Source organism: Clostridium sp. UBA7503 (assembly GCF_002477055.1).
GTDB lineage: Bacteria > Bacillota > Clostridia > Clostridiales > Clostridiaceae > Clostridium_J > Clostridium_J sulfidigenes.
Genome location: NZ_DLNT01000047.1, coordinates 155,302 through 174,470 on the forward strand (window position 1 = coordinate 155,302; position 19,169 = coordinate 174,470).

The window sequence follows — 19,169 nt, forward strand, 5'->3', positions numbered from 1 at the left end:
ATAAAAGATGGAAAAGTATTTAATGAACTAATTAGAGGAAATGATAGTAGAAAAGAATTCTTCAATAGAATTATTGAGGTAGTGACATTACTTGGAGGTGACAGTGGAGATGTATTCTAAAATTGCATTAAATAATGTAAAGAAAAGTTTTAAAGACTATACCATATATTTTTTAACTTTAACCTTTGCCGTTTGTATATTTTATAGCTTTAATTCTATAGAATCACAAAAGGCAATGTTTGAAATAAGTAAGAAGGAAGCTAGTTTTATAGATATGTTAACTACAGTTATTTCTTGGGTATCTGTATTTGTGTCAGTAATTTTGGGTGGACTCATTGTTTATGCAAATAACTTTATGATAAAACGAAGAAAAAAAGAACTTGGTGTATATATGACATTGGGTATGAGTAAAAGAAAAATCTCAAGTATTTTAGTGTCTGAATCTTTTTTCATAGGCCTTATGTCTTTAGTAGCAGGGTTAATCTTTGGTATAGTTTTATCACAAGGATTATCTCTTTTTACAGCGAAGTTATTTCAGGTAGGCATGAGTGAATACAAATTTGTATTTTCACAAAATGCTACTGTAAAGACTATAGCTTATTTTGGAATAATGTTTTTACTTATAATGATATTTAATACCTTTGTAATTTCAAAATACAAACTTATAGATATGATAAATGCTAGTAAGAAAAGTGAAAATATAAAGATTAAAAATCCTATAGGATCAATTATTATTTTTATTTTAGGAGTAGGAATACTTATAACTGCTTATAAGTTTATAATAGAAGTGGGATTAGACATAACTGATTCTAGATTTACTATTTCGATAATACTGGGGATTCTAGGAACTATATTATTTTATTATGGATTAGCTGGATTTATATTGTATGTAATCAAGAATAGTAAAAATATATATCTTAAAAAACTAAATATATTTGTTACTAGACAGATAAGTAGTAAAGTTAACACAAATTTTGTATCTATAACAGTTATATGTTTAATGCTCTTTATAACTATTTCTATATTATCTACGGGATTGAGTTTTAAAAATTCCTTAGAAAGTAGTCTTAAAGATACAGTACCCTTTGATGTCTCAGCTAGAATTATAAATTTTGAAGGTGGGGAAAACAAAAATATAGAACAGGCCATTAAAGAATTAGGATTCAATTTCACAGATAAAGAAAAGTATGTAGTATTACAAGAGTATAGACTAGAAGAAAGTTATGGTGATATATTAAGAGGATATGGTAAAGAAGATAAATTTCTTGATAACGATTATAGTAACATGTCAGCTCTAAAAATAAGTGATTATAATAAACTAAGAGAGTTAAATGGACAAAGTTCCATAGACCTAAAAGAAGATGAAGTATTAGTAACCTCTAACTTTAGTAAATTAGTGCCTTTAGTTAAAAGCTATATGAAGGAAAACACAGTAATTAAAATAAATAATATAAACTATAATATAAAAAATCAAGAGCTTATTACAGAAGCTTATGAAAACACAGGCTTTGCTAATAATTTCTTTACAGTAATACTTCCAGATAAAGCTTTAGAAAACCTTAAGCCCTATGACTCTATATTAAATTGTAACTTTGTAGGTGAAGATAGAGAAAAACGAGAATCAGAAATAGGAGAAATATTCAAAAATAGCAGAGATGAAAATGCTTCGGGTAAAGACTTTATAATATTAGGTGATACTAAGACTGGCATATACAGTATGACAAAAGGAGCTACTACCACAATTTTATATATAGGTATATATATAGGGATTGTATTTTTAATATCTAGTGCAGCAGTACTTGCTCTTCAACAATTATCAGAAGCTAGTGAGAGCATTGATAGATATAAAGCTCTAAGAAGGATTGGAGCTTCAAAAAAGATGATAAATAAAACCATATTTATTCAAACTTTAATATACTTTGCAATGCCATTAGTATTAGCTATAATTCACTCCATAGTTGGAATTAGTGTAGCTAATGAATTTATATCTCTTTACGGCAATGTAGAGATAGGGGCTTCAGCCACTATAACAGCACTACTGATAATAGCTATATATGGAGGCTATTTCTACGCCACCTATATAGGCTATAAGAATGTAACTAACACTCCAAATCTATGATTTGGCTAAGTGTTAGTTACTCCAGCGAATGAAATGAATATATTTTTTAGTAGTAAAGGTAGCCTTAATGGCTACCTTTATATTTACCTTTATATTTATATTAAAACTATATTACATTAATTATATACTTATACAAATTAATCCTGTAAAATAATATTATAATAGACAAATGAAAAATATAAAAATTTATTTAAAAAAATGTTAAGGTGGTTTTTGGAAAGTTTTTATAAAAGCTTTTAATTTATAGATGTAGAGGTGGAGAAAATGAAAAAAGTCTTAGTTCTTGGAGGAAGCTATTTTATAGGAAAAGCCATTGTAGAAGCTTTATTAGGTTCTCAGAAAGATTATGAAATTTACACCTTAAATAGAGGAAATAGAAAAACCGAAGATAAAAGAATTATTAATATAATTTGTGACAGAGAAGATTTAAATGAAATGAAGAAATGTCTTAGCGAGCATGAATTTAATTATATAATTGATGTGTCTGGACTTAATGTAAATCAGTTAGAAATTCTTCATGAAGCCTTAAACTATGAAAAGTTAGAGAAATTTATTTTTATTAGTTCAAGTGCTGTTTATGATGTAGAAAATTATAAAATACCTTTTAAGGAATCATCTATGTTAGGTAAAAATAAATATTGGGGAGATTATGGAACAAACAAAATAGAGTGTGAAGAGTTTTTAGAGGATAAGTATAACTACAGTAATGTTCAGCTTATAGTACTACGTCCTCCTTATGTTTATGGAGAAAATAATTATGCAGCAAGGGAAGGTTTTATTTTTCATCATATTATTAATGATAGTCCTATTCTAATTCCTAATGATGGAGAGACTAAAATTCAATTTATCTACTCTAAGGACCTAGGCAATTTAGTAGAAGGATTTTTAGATACAAATCAAGATAATCTATCTATTTATAATGTTGGAAATAGCGAGGCAGTCACCTTTAATACATGGATAGAATTATGTGAGAAGGCTGCTGGTAAAAAGGCAATAAAGTATCATTTTTATTATGAGGAGAAGGGTTATAATGAGAGAGACTTCTTTTCATTCTTTAATTATGACAATGTGCTGGATGTAAAAAAAGTCCATAGTATATTTAAAGAAGAAACTTCCATGGAGGAAGGCTTAAAGAAGTGTTATCAATGGTATCTTCATAATGAATCCATGGTTATGATGAAAAAACATGTAGCAGAAAAGGAAGAGGAAATTTATAAATTGTTAGGGAGATGATAGTTCATAGTTTTAAAATATGGATGTATAGCTATGAATTTAGTTATATATTAAGTACGATATGGAGATTAAAATGGATAAGTTAATTGGGATTTTCAAGGTACATTAGCTCATAATGAGTGGATGCTTAGTAAAGCTTTATTCAAGGTTTATGGATGAACTATAGATAAAGAGTAGGGGGTGTGTTATATGGATTTTTTATATATTGTTATAGGGATTATAGTGGCTGAGTTTATATGCTTAATATTGTTTAAAGGACTTAATGATAGCATTATTGGACTTTTTAAACCGATGCAGAAATTTGTATCAAAATCTAAGAAGAAGAAAGTATGGAGTGCTATGGGGTATGCTATTGCTGTTTTTATTGCTTTGGCAATTAAGGATAGATTTGAGCTACATTACATTTGGTATGGTATATTAATTGGAGTTTTATTGTCTCTTAATGACATAATCTTTGAGACCGGAATATTTGCTAAGAGATTAGAAAATTTATAATGATATTAAATCGAAAATTACACTGTAAAAGTTTTATAGTGTTAAAAAGGTATAAAGCTAGTTTTATTACAGCTTTATACCTTTTATTTTAATTTACTTTAGACATGACTCTTTTAAATTCGGATATTGCACCACTAAGAGAAATTAAATCTTCATCTGGTAGCACAGATAACTTTTCCTTAAGAAAGCTTTTCATTAAATCCTTTTTGATTTTAAAGACTTCATGGGCTTTTTCTGTTATTTCAATTCTAATAACTCTTCTATCCTTTGGATCTTCATATCTAGTAACATAACCACACTCAAGGAGTTTATCTATTATTGGGGTCATATTAGGTTTAGATATACAAAGGTCTCTAGCTATACTAGACACCTTTGAAGGTCCATTTTGAGCTAGGTAAAAAACCACTTTTACATGTGATGGTGGTACAACTGTATTTTTCATAAAATCGTCTAATTTTATAATCTTTTTATGAAGTAACATCATAAGAAGAAAAAAGTCCTCAGATAGTTTAGTTAAATTTTTTTCATCCATAATAATTCTCCTTTGTCTGTAGTATTGAATTTCTCTATCCGATGACTACCAGCTCTAATACTCCTATCTTCTTCAAAGTATGGGTAAAGAGCTGCTACGTACCTGGATAACGATTTCCCCTAAAGGACAACGAATTCTAGTATCAAATAAATTGATACTAAGAACTCTGTTTATATTAAAATTGTTAATTAAAAATTAAAAAAACACAACAAAATAGTTATTGACTTATAATAGTTATGAAACTATAATTAATATATGTTTATAACTGTTATATACTTATAAATAATATAATATCATAATTTATATAAATTAATAAGTATTTTATAAGATTATTATAAATAAATTTTTTTTAAATTGCAAATAAACTGATAAATTGTAAATACTATTGTTATCTATGTTCATATAGCATAGGTAATAAAGTATTTTGTTTTTAGTTTATTTCTTAGTAATTTATTATTGTAAGAGGGAGTGGAGGAATATGTTCAAGTTAATTAAATATTTAAAGAACTCAGTAGTGCCAATTATCATCATAATTGGATTACTAATTGTTCAAGCAGTCTGTGACCTTTCTTTACCTGACTATACTTCTAATATAGTAAATGTTGGAATTCAGCAGGGGGGAGTAGAAAAAGTTACACCAGAAGTAATTAGAAAGAGTCAATTAGAAAAGTTAGAACTATTTATTAGTGAAGAGGATAAAATAGAAATTAAGAGTAATTATACATTGTTAGATAAAGATTCTCTTAGTGATGAAGAATACAATAAATATGTGAAGAAGTATCCTTCTTTAGAAAATGAAGGTGTATATAAGCTTACAACTAAGAAAAAGGATAAAGAAACCATTGAAAAGTTAAATGGAATATTTGCAAGGCCAATGTTAGTAGTGCAAGGCTTTGAAAGTGACAGTGAAGAAAGTAAGGCAATGAAAGCAGCAATTATAGCAGAGTTTCCTCCTAATATGGGTATAGATGAAAATGCAGATATATTAGAAGTGATATCACAGTTACCGCAGCAACAGCGATATACTATGATGAAAGATATAGATAAAAATTTTGAGAACTTACCTAATACTATGATAGACCAAGCAGCTATTAGTTATGTAAAAAATGAGTATAATAATATTGGTATGAATATAGACAAAATGCAAACTAACTATCTTCTTTATACAGGAGGATTAATGATACTTATAGCCCTACTAAGTATGGTCGCTACAGTAACTGTTGGATTTATTGGGGCTAGAGTGGCGGCAAACCTTGGTAAAAACCTTAGAAGTAAAGTATTTTCTAAAGTTATAGGTTTTTCTAATGCAGAATTAGATAAGTTTTCTACTGCGTCACTTATAACTCGTAGTACTAATGATATTCAACAAATTCAAATGCTCATGGTAATGCTTCTAAGAGTTGTATTCTATGCACCAATCTTAGGGATTGGTGGAGTAATAAAGGTTTTAAACACAGAAACTTCAATGGCTTGGATTATTGTTGTCGCAGTAGTGGCTATTTCAGCAGTAGTTATTGTTTTATTTACAGTAGTTATGCCAAGATTCAAAAGAGTTCAGAAACTAGTTGATAGAGTTAATCTTGTAACTCGTGAGATATTAACTGGTATGATGGTAATTCGTGCTTTTAGCACAGAAAGACATGAAGAAAAAAGATTTGACAAAGCAAATAATGATTTAACTAAGAATAATTTATTTGTAAATAGAACTATGGCATTAATGATGCCAACTATGATGTTGATTATGAATGGAATTACCATTTTAATAGTATGGAATGGAGCACACAGCATTGATGCAGGAACTATGCAAGTTGGAGATATGATGGCATTTATTCAATATACCATGCAAATTATCATGGCTTTCTTAATGATATCTATGGTTTCAGTTATGTTACCTCGTGCTACAGTTTCAGCTGGGCGTATAGATGAAGTATTATCTACAGAATATGTAGTTAAGGATCCTGTAGATCCAATAAAACTTGAAGAAGATAAAAAGGGAATTCTTAAATTTAATAATGTCTCTTTTAAATATCCAAATGCTGAAGAAAATGTTCTAAGCAATATAACTTTTACTGCTATGCCAGGCGAGACTACTGCATTTATTGGTAGTACAGGAAGTGGTAAGTCTACCCTTATTAATCTAGCACCAAGATTTTATGATGTAACCGAAGGAGAAATACTTCTTGATGGAGTTGACATTAGAAAAGTAAGCCAGCATGATTTAAGAGAAAAGATAGGCTATGTACCTCAAAAAGGAGTTCTATTCTCTGGTACCATTGAAAGCAACTTAAAATATGCTGGTAATGGCATTACAGATGAAGATATGATAAAGGCCGCAGAGATTGCACAAGCCACTGATTTTATTAAAGGTACTAAGGAAAGTTATAATACCGAAATATCTCAAGGTGGTACAAATGTTTCAGGAGGTCAAAAACAAAGACTTGCTATTGCAAGGGCTATTGCTAAAAAACCAGAGGTATATATATTTGATGATAGTTTCTCAGCTTTAGATTTTAAGACTGATGCGGCATTACGTAAAGCACTTAAGAAAGAAACTTTAAATAGTACAGTTTTAATTGTAGCTCAAAGAATAAGTACAATTCTACATGCAGAACAGATAATAGTTTTAGAAGAAGGTAGAATTGTTGGTATTGGAACTCATAAAGAGCTGATGAAAACTTGCGATGTATATAAACAAATAGCACTATCTCAACTTTCAAAGGAGGAGTTAGCTAATGAGTAAGGAGCAAAATATGAAAAAAGGACCTATGGGTGGAGGAGGACCTATGGGTGGTTCAGGAGAAAAGGCTAAAAACTTTAAGGGTACCATGAAAAAGCTTATTAGTTATCTTAAACCTTTTACTGCATCCATAATAATTGTTATAATATTTGCCATTGGAAGTGCCGCTTTTTCTATTATTGGACCTAAGGTTTTAGGTAAAGCTACCACCAACATTTTTAAGGGACTTTTAGGTAAGATAACAGGTTCAGGAGTCGGTATAGATTTTCAATATATAGGAAAAATTTTATCAATACTTTTAGTCTTATATATAATTAGTACATTATTCTCCTTTGTGCAAGGATTTATAATGTCAGGAGTTACTCAAAAGGTTTCATATAATCTTAGAAAAGAAATTTCAGAGAAAATTAATAGAATGCCTCTTAAATATTTTGATAATAAGACCCATGGTGAAGTTTTATCTAGGGTAACAAATGATGTAGATACCGTAAGTCAAAATTTAAATCAAAGTATGACTCAAGTTATAACTTCAATTACTACATTAATTGGAGTACTAATAATGATGATTTCAATAAGCGGTATAATGACAGTAGCAGCACTTCTTATATTGCCAATATCTATGCTATTAATATCAATAGTAGTTAAGAAGTCACAAAAGCACTTTAGAAATCAACAGAAATATTTAGGAAATGTTAATGGGCAAGTAGAAGAGACTTATGGAGGACATAATATAGTTAAGGCATTCAATGGCGAAGAAGAAGCAATTAGAGAATTTAATAATTTAAATGATAAATTATATGACTCAGCTTGGAAGTCTCAATTCTTATCAGGAATGATGATGCCTATTATGACATTCGTAGGGAATATAGGTTATGTAGTAGTTTCTATCTTGGGTGGATGGCTTGCTATAAAGAAAACTATTGAAGTTGGAGATATTCAATCCTTTATTCAATATGTAAGATCTTTTAATCAACCTATTGCGCAATCAGCCCAGATAGCAAATCTAATGCAATCTACAGCAGCGGCTGCAGAAAGGGTTTTTGAATTTTTAGCAGAAGAAGAGGAAGTACAATTTGCAGAAAATCCTATTAAAATAAAAAACTCTTTATTGGCAGGAGATGAGGGAGAAGATATTAAAGGTGAAGTAAACTTTGAAAATGTTCACTTTGGATATAAAGAAGATAAGATTATTATCAATAACTTCTCAGCACATGTAAAACCAGGACAAAAGGTTGCTATAGTTGGACCTACTGGAGCAGGAAAAACTACTATGATTAAATTGCTCATGAGATTTTACGATGTAAATAGTGGAGCTATCTTAATAGATGGTCATAATATTCAAGATTTCAACCGCCAAGATTTACGTAGCATCTTTGGTATGGTACTTCAAGATACATGGCTATTTAACGGATCTATTAAGGAAAATATAAGATATGGTAGATTGAATGCTACTGACGAAGAAGTTATTGCTGCAGCAAAGGCTGCTAATGTAGATCACTTTGTAAAAACTTTACCTGATGGATATGATATGACTTTAAATGAAGAAGCTAATAATGTATCTGCAGGTCAAAAGCAATTACTTACAATAGCTCGTGCAATTCTTGCGGATCCTAAGGTTCTAATTCTAGACGAAGCCACCAGTTCTGTAGATACTCGTACGGAAGTTTTAATACAAAAGGCTATGGATAATTTGATGAAGGGTAGAACTAGTTTTGTAATTGCTCATAGATTATCAACCATAAAAGATGCGGATTTAATCCTTGTAATGAAGGATGGAGATATAGTAGAGCAAGGAAACCATAATGAGTTACTTGCAGCTAAGGGCTTCTATTCAAACTTATATAATAGTCAATTTGAAGATATTCAAGAAGATGTAGTTTAATAGCTAATAAAATATAAATAGAATTCTTAGACTAGAATGGAGTTACTTCATCTGAAGTTTATTAACACAGTTTTAAGAACTAGCTTAAATTAAGTAAATTAATTTGAGTTAGTTCTTTTATTTTACAAATAAGTATAACTTAGTACTTGTGAAATAATAATGAAGTAATAAATTTAATTTAATATATAAATAATCAATAGACAAATATAAAAAAGATGATATAATTACCATTAATAAATGTGTAATATTAAACAGATTAGAAAATAATCATAGTTAACTAAATAAAGTTTACGTTTATTAAATACATGAAGGATTAGAAGGAGATTTATCATGAAAGCAAAACAGGTTTTAGATATAGCTCTTTCAGCAGGAGAACTACTTATAAGTAATGGGTCAGAATCCTATAGGGTAGAGGAAACTATTGAAAGGATATGTAAAGCATATAATTATAAAAGTGAATGCATAACTACAGGAAAAGGAATTTTTATATCCATTTTGGATGAGGATCAAGAAAAGGTTACATCACTAAAAAAAGTCAGAAGTAAGAGTGTTGATTTATATAGCATAGAGCTAGTAAATAGTTTTTCTCGAAGCATAGAGGCAGATAAGATTTCCTATGAGGAAGCAATGGAAAGACTAGAAGATATAAGAAAAATGCCTACTTTTAAATTACCCATTAGAGTGTTAGCTGGTGGAATGACTTGTTTTATTTATTCATTATTCTTCAATGGAACAATTTTTGCAGCTTTTATATCTGCTATTTTAGGTATGATAATTTATTATATGGTAGATAAGGTATCCAATGTAGGGTTTTTCCAATTTTTTATTTTCTTTTTCTCAGGATTTCTTATAGCCGGTATAAGTATTTTATTTGAAAATATTATAACTATAGTGAACAAGGACAAGATTATACTAGGGTCTATAATGGTACTATTACCTGGTGTAGCCCTTACTAATGGAATAAAAGACATAATTTATGGTGATTTTACATCAGGAATTTCAAAGGTAGGGGAGGCAGCTCTAATAATTACAGCAATTGGTTCAGGAATTGGTACTGCATTAGCCTTTAGAAATTTTCTAGGAATCTTTTAGAGAGAATATATTTAAGTGAAAGTAGAGGCTATGTTATGACTAGACAAATTATTTTGGCATTCTTTGGAAGTGTGTTTCCGGCCATATTATTTAATATAGATAGAAAAAAATTAGTTTGGGCAGGTGTTTCAGGAACTCTTGCATGGATAAGCTATTTAATAGTGTTCAATTATGGAGGAAGTGTAATCATTGCTACTTTCATGGGGGCATTTGTAGTAGGAGTTTATAGTGAAGTAATGGCAAGAAGGTTAAAGTCTCCAAGTATGCAGTTTTCAATACCAGGAATATTTCCATTAGTACCAGGAGTTATGGCCTATAATACAGTATTATATATAGTTGCTCAAAATTATGACCTTGCTTATAGCAGTGCAATGAAAACTATTATAGTAGGTGGAGCTATTGCCTTTGGAATGATGTTATCTTCAACTACTTATAAATTTTTTAGCAAAATTCAAAGAGATATAGAAACAAAGAAAGCAGCATAAAATAAAATATTTAGGCTACGTTTTAAACTGGTGTTAAAACATAGCCTATATTTAAACTAAGTTTAAATTTATACTTAATTATTGAGCTTTCTTTTCGCTTGCCTTATTGTTTTCAGGGTTACACTTATTATCACACTCTGGTTTTCTCATATGGTTACCATTAGTTTTTTCATCCCTAGATTTAGGAGTATTTTTATCTTGTTTCTTCTCATCAGTTTCATTTAGAGTTGGTTTCTTTTCCTCTTGTTTGGGTGATTTTTCATTCTCAGGTTTAGGCTCATTTATAGTTTGTTTTTTTTCATCAGATTTTTTGGTCTTATCTTCTTCCTCAGTCATAGTTGGTTTCTTTTCTTCAGCAGGTTTTTCATTCTTAGGTTTTTCTGTTGGAGCCTCTATAGTAGTCATTTTTATACTATTAGAATCCATTGCTATACTATTATATCCAAAGGCTACAGTAGAAGAAGCCATGATGGTACCAACTAATGTTAGCATAATTAAAGATTTTTTCATTGCAATACACCGTCCTTTTAAAGTATTTATTTGAGATTTTAAGTATGAGAAAATTTGATGAGAATAACAATAATGAGTATAACCTATGAAAAATAAAAGGTTTAAGAAAACTCGACCTTAGTTTATCCTTAGAAAGATAAAAATATGTTATTAAAAATTTTCCATTTATAATCCAGATAATTATAAATTAAAAGCAAATTTGAAAATTATAGTTTTTATGTTATAATGAAGTTAATTTAATAATTATTTAGCTAGGGGTGCCTAACGCTGAGAGAAGCAATAATTGCTTTAACCCTTGAACCTGATGTGGATAATGCCATCGAAGGAAAGCTTTAAAAGATTTTAATAATAGCTTATTTATAAAAATATTTATAAATATTTATTTTATGAAATCATCCAAAGGCTTACCTTGTGTAAGCCTTTATTTTTTCGGATAAGATTAATAAAAATTTATAAAAATATGTAAGCAATTATTTTCTCCTAAAGAAAGGCGCTAAATTATTAAATTAAATAATTATTGTACTTAGGGAGGAAGAAAGTATGGATTTTACAACACAAATGGATGCTGCTAGGAAGGGCATTGTAACGAGAGAGATGGAGATTGTAGCTAAGTCAGAGAATATGGATGTTCAAGAGTTAAGAGGCTTAGTAGCGGAAGGTAAGGTAGCTATACCTGCTAATAAAAATCACAAATCCATTGTGCCACAGGGAGTAGGACAAGGTCTTAAAACTAAAATAAATGTAAATTTAGGTATATCAAAAGATTGTGATGATATAGATAAAGAAATGGAAAAGGTGAAAGTTGCTCTAGATATGAAAGCGGAGGCTATTATGGACCTTTCTAACTATGGAAAAACTGCAAAGTTTAGAGAGAAGTTAGTAGAAATGTCTACAGCGATGATTGGAACAGTACCAATGTATGATGTAGTTGGCTTTTATGATAAGGAACTAAAGGATATCTCTGTAGATGAATTCTTTAAAGTAGTAGAAAAGCATGCACAAGATGGAGTAGATTTTGTAACTATCCATGCTGGATTAAATAGGGAAACTATAAATACTTTTAAAAGAAATAAGAGGCTTACTAATATAGTTTCAAGGGGAGGATCTCTTTTATTTGCTTGGATGGAATTAAATCAGAGAGAAAATCCATTCTATGAATATTTTGATAGATTATTAGATATATGTGAAAAATATGATCTAACTTTAAGCTTAGGAGATGCATGTAGACCAGGTTCAATATCTGATGCTACAGATGCTTCACAAATTAAGGAGCTCATGGTATTAGGTGAGCTTACAAAAAGAGCTTGGGAGAGAAATGTACAAGTTATAATTGAAGGTCCAGGACACATGGCTATTAATGAAATAGAAGCTAATATGTTACTTCAAAAAAGACTTTGTCACGGAGCACCATTTTATGTTTTAGGACCTTTAGTTACCGATGTAGCTCCAGGTTATGATCATATAACTTCTGCCATTGGTGGAGCTATTGCAGCAAGTTATGGAGCAGACTTTTTATGTTATGTAACTCCAGCAGAACATTTAAGACTTCCAAACTTAGATGATATGAAGGAAGGTATAGTAGCAGTAAAAATTGCGGCTCATGCAGCGGATATTGCTAAAGGAATTAAAGGCGCATCAGAGTGGGATAATGAAATGAGTAAGGCAAGACAGGAACTTGATTGGGAGCAGATGTTTACATTAGCTTTAGATGAGGAAAAGCCAAGAAAATATAGAAAAGAATCTACACCCCATCATAAAGATAGTTGCACTATGTGTGGTAAAATGTGTTCTATGAGAAATATGAACAAGATTCTTAGTGGAAAAGATATTAACCTTTTAAGAGAAGATGATTAATAATTAATAAAAGGACACTATTAGAAATTAAGCTTTCATTGGTAATTTAAGCTTAGTAATTTTAAGAGTGTCCTTCTTTATATATTTTTATGTTTAATAACTTGAATAATATAATTAATAATAAAGTAATAACTGTTTTAAAATTTAAATTATTAATATATATCTGCAGCTACTAAGTTAACTGAATCTATTGAATTTAGCGTCAATTCATCTTTTAAGGTATTTATTAATGTAACTTTATCTCTTCCAGATTCTTTAGAGATATATAATTGTTTGTCTGCAATTTCAATCATATAGTCAGTTGACCTAAGAGAGGAAAGGTTTCCATAGACCCCACCAATACTAACAGTAATTACAGAACTACCATTATCATTAGTAGATTTTATTTTTAAGTTCTTAACTTTAGAACTGATTAGATTACCTAGGTAAATAGCTTCATCATAGGTTAAATCCTCAGCAAGATATATAAATTCTTCTCCACCATATCTACCACAAAAATCGTGACGGGAGGTAGAAATGCCTTTTAAACATTGAGCAATACTGGCAAGACATTTATCACCATGCATATGTCCCCAATAATCATTATATAATTTAAAGTTATCCACATCTATCATAAATAAAATCATATTATTTTTATTGAGTTTAGAATATTTCCATAGTCTACTAAACATTTGGTCAATGGCATGTCTATTTGAAATTTTAGTAAGAGAATCTTTCAATGCTTTAAACCGTAAATTCTTATTCTCATTTTTCATATATTGTAGCCTTTTATTTTGGGATTCTATTTCCATTTCTAGTTTTTGATTTATTATTTTAATTTGTTCTAATTCTTCAGCTTCTATAGCATGATTACATTGAATTCTTATAATTTCTAGTTTAGATTTCATGGTAGATGAAGAAACTTCTTCCTCTGAAAGGTGGTACTGTCTGTAATATTCTAAGGCCGTTTTAAAATCTCCTAATGATTCGTAGTATTTAGAAAGCTCCAAATGTATTTTGCTAAGCTTATGTTTGGAATTAAGCTCCTCAGCACAATGTATAGCTTTATTTAAATATTCTAGAGCATAATTAGAAGAAGTAGAAAGCTTTAAAAAACCAATGTTAAAGTATAAATCTATGATATAGAATTTGTTGCTAATGGTTTCTAAGTGTTCTAAGGATTTATTATAGTATTCCATGGCTTTATCAAACTCTTTATTTTTAAAGTGAATGAAACCAATGTTATTTTCTATTTCACCTAGAAGTATAAAGTTATTAAATTCAATAGCTATATCATAGCTTTCAAAAAATGTTTTTAAAGCTTTATGGTAATTATTCTTCTCAAGAAGAACTTGTCCTATATTAAATAAAATAGATGCAGAGAGTGAAGTATAATTAAACTTTTTAGCTTTAGCTAAAGCTTTCTCATAATATTTCAAGGCTTTATTATATTGGGTAGTTATCCTGTGAATCTCTGCCATGTTATTAAGGGAACATGTATGAATAAAGCTATGTTTATCATCAATACACAAATCTAGAACTCTAAGACAATTTATTAAAGAATCCTCATAAAGTCCAACGTGAAAATATGCGCAACTTAAAAGATTTAAAGCTACAACAATGCCTTCCTCTTCATTTAATTCCATAAATATATCTAGAGCATGATGACCATATTCTACCCAGTTGGCAAAATTTGATAGTGACCTGTAAGTTAAGGCAAAATTAATAAAGCAATAGCCCATTGCAGATTTATTATTAAATGCTTCAGCTAATTTAAATGCTTCTTTTGTTATTTCATAAGCTTTTCTAGGATCGCTATGTACAATAGTTTTTCCATCATCAATAAGTTTAAAAAGTTCTTTTGAGTTATTATTCATACTAAACAACCTACTTTTCTTAGAATAGTTTAATTATAATTTGAATTTAAACTTATAACTGAGTAACAAATGCATTTTTAACCTTGTGGTTACAATAATATAATAACATAAAATTAGATGAAAAATAATATAATATATATAAATTACTTAAAAATTTAAGTAATTTAAATCTAAAAATAATTATATGTTGAATTTAGTTTATTTGGTATTAATCACAATATTTTTTTAATCTTTCAAAGTCTAGAATAACTATTTTTTTAGATGTACTTGCTAATATTCCTTGGGATTTTAACTCATTAAGAACTCTAGTAACGGTAACTCTAGAGCAACCGATTAAATTTCCTAGTCCTTCATGAGTAAGTGGGAGACTTAATTCAATTGGATCATTACATTTAGAGTAATTATTTATAGTTTGAGCAACAATTCTACAAAGAGCAGAGCAAATTTGAGCTCGTGGTGATCTCTTTAAAAGGTCTCCCATCTGAAATAAAGAAATTTGATATTTTCTTAATATGCTTTGAATAAAATACTCATAATTTTTAGGCTTATCATTTAAATAATTATATAAAGTTTCATTATCAATAAATGAGATTGAAGTATCTTCTAATGTAACTGGAGTAATGCCTATATGAGATTGATGAAATAAACTTTCTTCCCCATATATTTCTCCTGGTATTAGAAAAAATAAAATTTTTTCAAGACCCTTTTTAGTATATATACAAACTTTTACTTTCCCTTCAATAACTATTGAAAGCTTACCACCAGGGAAGTAATCTATATGGTCATTTTTTTTATAATGTTTTATAATTCCTAAAGGAGCAAGTTCTTCAAGAAAAAAAGTTCTCATTTTTTCTTGTGGAATGTGTTTAAAGTATTCTTCGTACATATATTAAATCATCCTTTTCAATGTAGTAGAGTAATAGTTAATATTTTATACCAAATTTAATAAAATAACATCTAAAGTCTAATATACCATTCATTTTATAGAAATTATGTTGAACTTAAATTTTATTCACTGGTATTATTTTCGTTTTTAGTATTAGTTTCATTTTCTGGAGTTGCAGAAGCAAAAGTTGAGAGGTTAGTACCTATAGCTTGAAAAAGATTTCCTAAAAGGTTAACTTCATCAGAAGTTCTATTTTTAGCGATATAGATAGATAGTATAGCAGCTGCTATAACTAATTCTTCAGGGTTTAGATTAGAATACATAAATTCACCTTAAGAAAATAATTATTATTTTATATATTATGTAATAGAAATGGATATGTCAATAAATTTAAATATAATTTTAGTTTAATACAATAAAAAATCTATCAAATAAATGATAGATTTTTCTATTTATATTATTATAAGCTATTCATATACTTTTTCCAATCTCCATGAGGAATGTAGATTGCATGTGAATTAAAACTTTTATCATTTTCATCTACGTATTTGTATACATAACAATTTTCAATGGCCTTTGTTTCAAGATTTTTGACATTTATAGTAGTTCTCGTATATTCATTGATTGATATATCTTTAAAGGATCTGAACCCCTCCATTTGATCTAAGGAAACTATATCTTCATAAAAATCTTTTAGTGTCATAATTTCTCCAATAACAGTATCTTCTCCATCTAGTAAAGCAGGATATCCCTTGTGTGAAAGATGAAAAAGCTTTCCCTTTACTTCGCCTAGAGAAGCTGGAGATACTTTATTTTTTAAGTATTTATCATAGTTAAAAAAATCTTCTCTTAAGCTTCCATATACAAATACTTTTTTTTCTTCTGTTGGGTATATCATTAGCAGATTGTACCTCCTATAGTTTTAATGTCTTTATCTTTATTATTAACTAGGGCTTCTATACAAAGCTCAAGACATTTTGAAATATCTTGAAGATTCATATAAGGTGTATTTGGTTTTGTAACCACTTGATTTGGTATATATGGAACGTGAATAAATCCACCTTTCATATGAGAGTACTTTTTATCGATAAGATAAAGTAATCCATACATTATGTGGTTACAAACAAAGGTTCCAGCAGTATTAGAGATTGCAGAAGGATAGCCATTATCTACCATGTTTTTAACCATTGCTTTTATAGGTAAGTTAGAGAAATAAGCATTCTCTCCATCATCTTTAATTTTTATATCTATTGGTTGATTTCCTTCGTTATCTTTAATTCTAGCATCATCTATATTAATAGCAACTCTCTCTGGCATAACTGAAAATCTACCACCTGCTTGTCCGATGCATATAACTGCATCGGGATTATGATTTTTGATAGAGCTTTCAAGAGCCTCTATTGATTTATTAAAGACAGTAGGAATTTCTACTTTTACAACTTCTACGCCAGCAATATTATTAGGAAGTAATTTTACTGCTTCAAGAGCTGGATTTATAGGTTCTCCTCCAAAGGGATCAAAACCACTTATTAAAACTTTCATATATATATTTAATGAAGCATTAGCTTCATTAAAATTCACCTCCTTTAGTTATATCTTATATAAACTTTTAAAATGCTAGGAAATACATTAAAACTATGTGCGATAATAGTAGTGTCATAGCCACAGGAAATTGACGTTTAATAATTGCATTTTTGTCATCTATCTCCAGAAGAGCTGCAGGCATAATATTAAAATTAGCTCCCATTGGTGACATTAGGGTTCCACAATATCCAGCAGTAAGAGCTAAGGCGCCAGCAACTACTGGATTAGCCCCCTGTGCAAATACAAATGGAATTCCGATACCAGCAGTGATAACTGCAAATGCAGCAAAGGCATTTCCCATGATCATTGTAAAGATAGCCATACCTATGCAGTAAGCAGCTACTCCAATTAAAAGATTTCCTTCAGGTATGAAGCTTGATATACCATTAGCAATAACAGTACCAACTCCAGCAGCTGTAAATAGTGAGCCTAATGCAGTAAGAAGTTGAGGCAAGATACTTACAGGTCCAACAGAGTCAATCATTCTAGCTCCGTCCTCTAAAATGAACTTTGGATTAGCTTTTGTGATAATTAAGGTTACTACAGTTGCTATCACAGCAGCTATACCAATAGCAGCTGTTCCGCTAATAGAAGTAAATTGTGCTATTCCTAGAGCTACAATTGCGATTACTAGAGGTGGTAAGAAAACTTTATTTTTAAGTTTTCCAGATTGAGTTTTAGCAAACTCTCCATCAAGGGGTTTGGTAGGTAGCATTTTAACTTGCTTAGAAACGGTCAAGCAACCTAAGGCTATTATTAAAATCCCAACTATATTAGCTGGGATATAAGGTCCAGCTATGAATATAATACCTAGAATTGACCAAAATATTGAAGTGCCAATTCTAGCTTTATGATCTTTATTTGTAAATGTATAGACTGCTAGGGAAATCATTAGGAAGCCCACTAAGGCATAAAAGATTTCCAATAAAAAATTTGATAGTGCCACCATATCCATAAACGATTCCTCCTTTAATTATCTTTTTTAGAATATTTTTTAATTAATGATTTATCTAACAAATGATTTTGCACTAATACCATTATAAATAGTATTACAGCTATTGGGATAGAAGCTTTAGCTACATCAAGGGCATCTACTACATAGCCTTGTTCCTGAAGTGTACTGGTTATTAGAAGTACTCCTGAGCTGGCCATAAATAAGTTTTGTCCAAAGAAGTTACCATAGTTGTCCATAGCAGCAGAAGAAGCCTTAATTTTATCTTCATCTTCCTTATTAATTTCTCCAAAGTTGCTAACGGCAGCACCTTGTGCCATAGGATTAACAAGAGGTCTAACAAATTGAGGATGTCCACTCATTCTAATAGAAAGGGCAGCTGCTACTTGTCTAACTAGGGCATAAACACTTAAAAGCTTTCCAGCAGAAAGAGATTTAGCGTTACTTATAAGAGTTGCAGCTCTTTCTTTAAGTCCATATCTTTCACACATACCAATTACAGGTAATGTTAATATGAATAATGTTATGGCTCTTTGAGATACAAAAGTTTGTCCTAGAGTAGTCAATATTTCGTTAATGCTCAAACCAGCAACGAGCCCTGTTAAAACCCCCGCAGAAAGAACTACAGCAATAGTATCGAGTTTTAACGTAAAACCAATGATAACAATTATAATACCGATTAATTTGATCATTATTATCCTTCCTCCCATAAATTTATATAATTTTTTTTAAATTATACACTATTATGAAAAGTAAATATGTATACAGGTATACAAAGAAAGGATAAATATTAGGTATAGATGAGGTTGATTAGATAAAAATAAAGTTTAATCATTATGCATGAATAACTATTTTTATCCATATTGTATTAGTAGTTATAGTATGATAATATTAGTCTAGTAAAATAGAATAATTAATATTTATAGTATGTTTTTAGAGAGAGGATAAGGGT

General features: G+C 29.5%; 17 protein-coding genes, 1 pseudogene and 1 riboswitch. Of the genes and pseudogenes, 9 read left to right on the plus strand and 9 right to left on the minus strand.

Going from position 1 to position 19,169, the window contains the following annotated elements; translation table 11 throughout:
- The 4 genes and pseudogenes from B3630_RS14485 to B3630_RS14500 all read left to right on the plus strand — a co-directional run.
- Positions 1 to 120 (plus strand): annotated as a pseudogene (locus B3630_RS14485) (ABC transporter ATP-binding protein); the annotation flags it as partial.
- Positions 110 to 2,119, plus strand: a complete 2,010-nt coding sequence (locus tag B3630_RS14490) for an ABC transporter permease (RefSeq protein ID WP_346899457.1) — start codon at positions 110 to 112, stop codon at positions 2,117 to 2,119. The pseudogene B3630_RS14485 and the gene B3630_RS14490, both read left to right, overlap by 11 nt.
- 264 nt (positions 2,120 to 2,383) lie before the next feature.
- Positions 2,384 to 3,352, plus strand: coding sequence for an NAD-dependent epimerase/dehydratase family protein (locus B3630_RS14495; protein ID WP_346899366.1), 969 nt, complete (start codon positions 2,384 to 2,386; stop codon positions 3,350 to 3,352).
- Positions 3,353 to 3,541: 189 nt separating this feature from the next.
- Complete coding sequence (locus B3630_RS14500) at positions 3,542 to 3,847, plus strand: hypothetical protein (protein ID WP_346899368.1); 306 nt, start codon at positions 3,542 to 3,544, stop codon at positions 3,845 to 3,847.
- Between the two features lie 88 nt (positions 3,848 to 3,935).
- Here the strand turns inward: B3630_RS14500 and B3630_RS14505 are convergent, their stop codons facing one another.
- Positions 3,936 to 4,379, minus strand: a complete 444-nt coding sequence (locus B3630_RS14505; protein ID WP_346899371.1) for a MarR family transcriptional regulator — start codon at positions 4,377 to 4,379, stop codon at positions 3,936 to 3,938.
- 478 nt (positions 4,380 to 4,857) lie between these two features.
- On the opposite strand from B3630_RS14505, the gene B3630_RS14510 reads away from it, so the two are divergent.
- From B3630_RS14510 to B3630_RS14525, 4 genes are all read left to right on the plus strand, one after another.
- Positions 4,858 to 7,119: an ABC transporter ATP-binding protein gene (locus B3630_RS14510; protein WP_346899373.1), complete on the plus strand. Its 2,262-nt coding sequence runs from the start codon at positions 4,858 to 4,860 to the stop codon at positions 7,117 to 7,119.
- On the plus strand, positions 7,112 to 8,998 hold the full coding sequence (locus B3630_RS14515) for an ABC transporter ATP-binding protein (protein WP_346899375.1): 1,887 nt from the start codon (positions 7,112 to 7,114) through the stop codon (positions 8,996 to 8,998). The genes B3630_RS14510 and B3630_RS14515 overlap by 8 nt, the downstream gene beginning before the upstream one ends.
- A 330-nt stretch (positions 8,999 to 9,328) precedes the next feature.
- Complete coding sequence (locus B3630_RS14520; protein ID WP_346899377.1) at positions 9,329 to 10,090, plus strand: threonine/serine exporter family protein; 762 nt, start codon at positions 9,329 to 9,331, stop codon at positions 10,088 to 10,090.
- Positions 10,091 to 10,095: 5 nt separating this feature from the next.
- Positions 10,096 to 10,575, plus strand: a complete 480-nt coding sequence (locus B3630_RS14525; RefSeq protein WP_346899459.1) for a threonine/serine exporter family protein — start codon at positions 10,096 to 10,098, stop codon at positions 10,573 to 10,575.
- 78 nt (positions 10,576 to 10,653) lie between these two features.
- Here the strand turns inward: B3630_RS14525 and B3630_RS14530 are convergent, their stop codons facing one another.
- Entirely contained in the window at positions 10,654 to 11,085 is a 432-nt protein-coding gene (locus tag B3630_RS14530; RefSeq protein WP_346899379.1) for a hypothetical protein, read from the minus strand.
- Between the two features lie 243 nt (positions 11,086 to 11,328).
- Positions 11,329 to 11,430, plus strand: a riboswitch (TPP riboswitch).
- A gap of 195 nt (positions 11,431 to 11,625) precedes the next feature.
- Between B3630_RS14530 and thiC the strand changes: the two genes are divergently transcribed.
- The gene (thiC, locus tag B3630_RS14535) at positions 11,626 to 12,939 is read left to right on the plus strand and encodes a phosphomethylpyrimidine synthase ThiC (RefSeq protein ID WP_346899381.1); all 1,314 of its coding nucleotides are present in this window, start codon (positions 11,626 to 11,628) and stop codon (positions 12,937 to 12,939) included.
- Positions 12,940 to 13,091: 152 nt separating this feature from the next.
- Here thiC and B3630_RS14540 read toward each other — a convergent pair whose 3' ends face one another.
- The 7 genes from B3630_RS14540 to B3630_RS14570 all read right to left on the minus strand — a co-directional run bounded on the left by B3630_RS14540 (position 13,092) and on the right by B3630_RS14570 (position 18,906).
- The gene (locus B3630_RS14540; RefSeq protein ID WP_346899383.1) at positions 13,092 to 14,795 is read right to left on the minus strand and encodes a tetratricopeptide repeat-containing diguanylate cyclase; all 1,704 of its coding nucleotides are present in this window, start codon (positions 14,793 to 14,795) and stop codon (positions 13,092 to 13,094) included.
- 208 nt (positions 14,796 to 15,003) lie between these two features.
- The gene (locus B3630_RS14545; RefSeq protein ID WP_346870293.1) at positions 15,004 to 15,681 is read right to left on the minus strand and encodes a Crp/Fnr family transcriptional regulator; all 678 of its coding nucleotides are present in this window, start codon (positions 15,679 to 15,681) and stop codon (positions 15,004 to 15,006) included.
- 122 nt (positions 15,682 to 15,803) lie between these two features.
- Positions 15,804 to 16,004, minus strand: coding sequence for a hypothetical protein (locus tag B3630_RS14550; protein WP_346899385.1), 201 nt, complete (start codon positions 16,002 to 16,004; stop codon positions 15,804 to 15,806).
- A gap of 137 nt (positions 16,005 to 16,141) precedes the next feature.
- On the minus strand, positions 16,142 to 16,579 hold the full coding sequence (locus tag B3630_RS14555) for a gamma-glutamylcyclotransferase family protein (protein WP_346899387.1): 438 nt from the start codon (positions 16,577 to 16,579) through the stop codon (positions 16,142 to 16,144).
- Positions 16,579 to 17,223: a pyroglutamyl-peptidase I gene (pcp, locus tag B3630_RS14560; protein WP_346899461.1), complete on the minus strand. Its 645-nt coding sequence runs from the start codon at positions 17,221 to 17,223 to the stop codon at positions 16,579 to 16,581. Before pcp ends, B3630_RS14555 begins: the two co-directional genes overlap by 1 nt.
- A 67-nt stretch (positions 17,224 to 17,290) precedes the next feature.
- Complete coding sequence (locus B3630_RS14565) at positions 17,291 to 18,220, minus strand: DUF979 domain-containing protein (protein ID WP_346899389.1); 930 nt, start codon at positions 18,218 to 18,220, stop codon at positions 17,291 to 17,293.
- Positions 18,221 to 18,234: 14 nt separating this feature from the next.
- The gene (locus B3630_RS14570) at positions 18,235 to 18,906 is read right to left on the minus strand and encodes a DUF969 domain-containing protein (protein WP_346899463.1); all 672 of its coding nucleotides are present in this window, start codon (positions 18,904 to 18,906) and stop codon (positions 18,235 to 18,237) included.
- Positions 18,907 to 19,169: the final 263 nt, after the last annotated feature.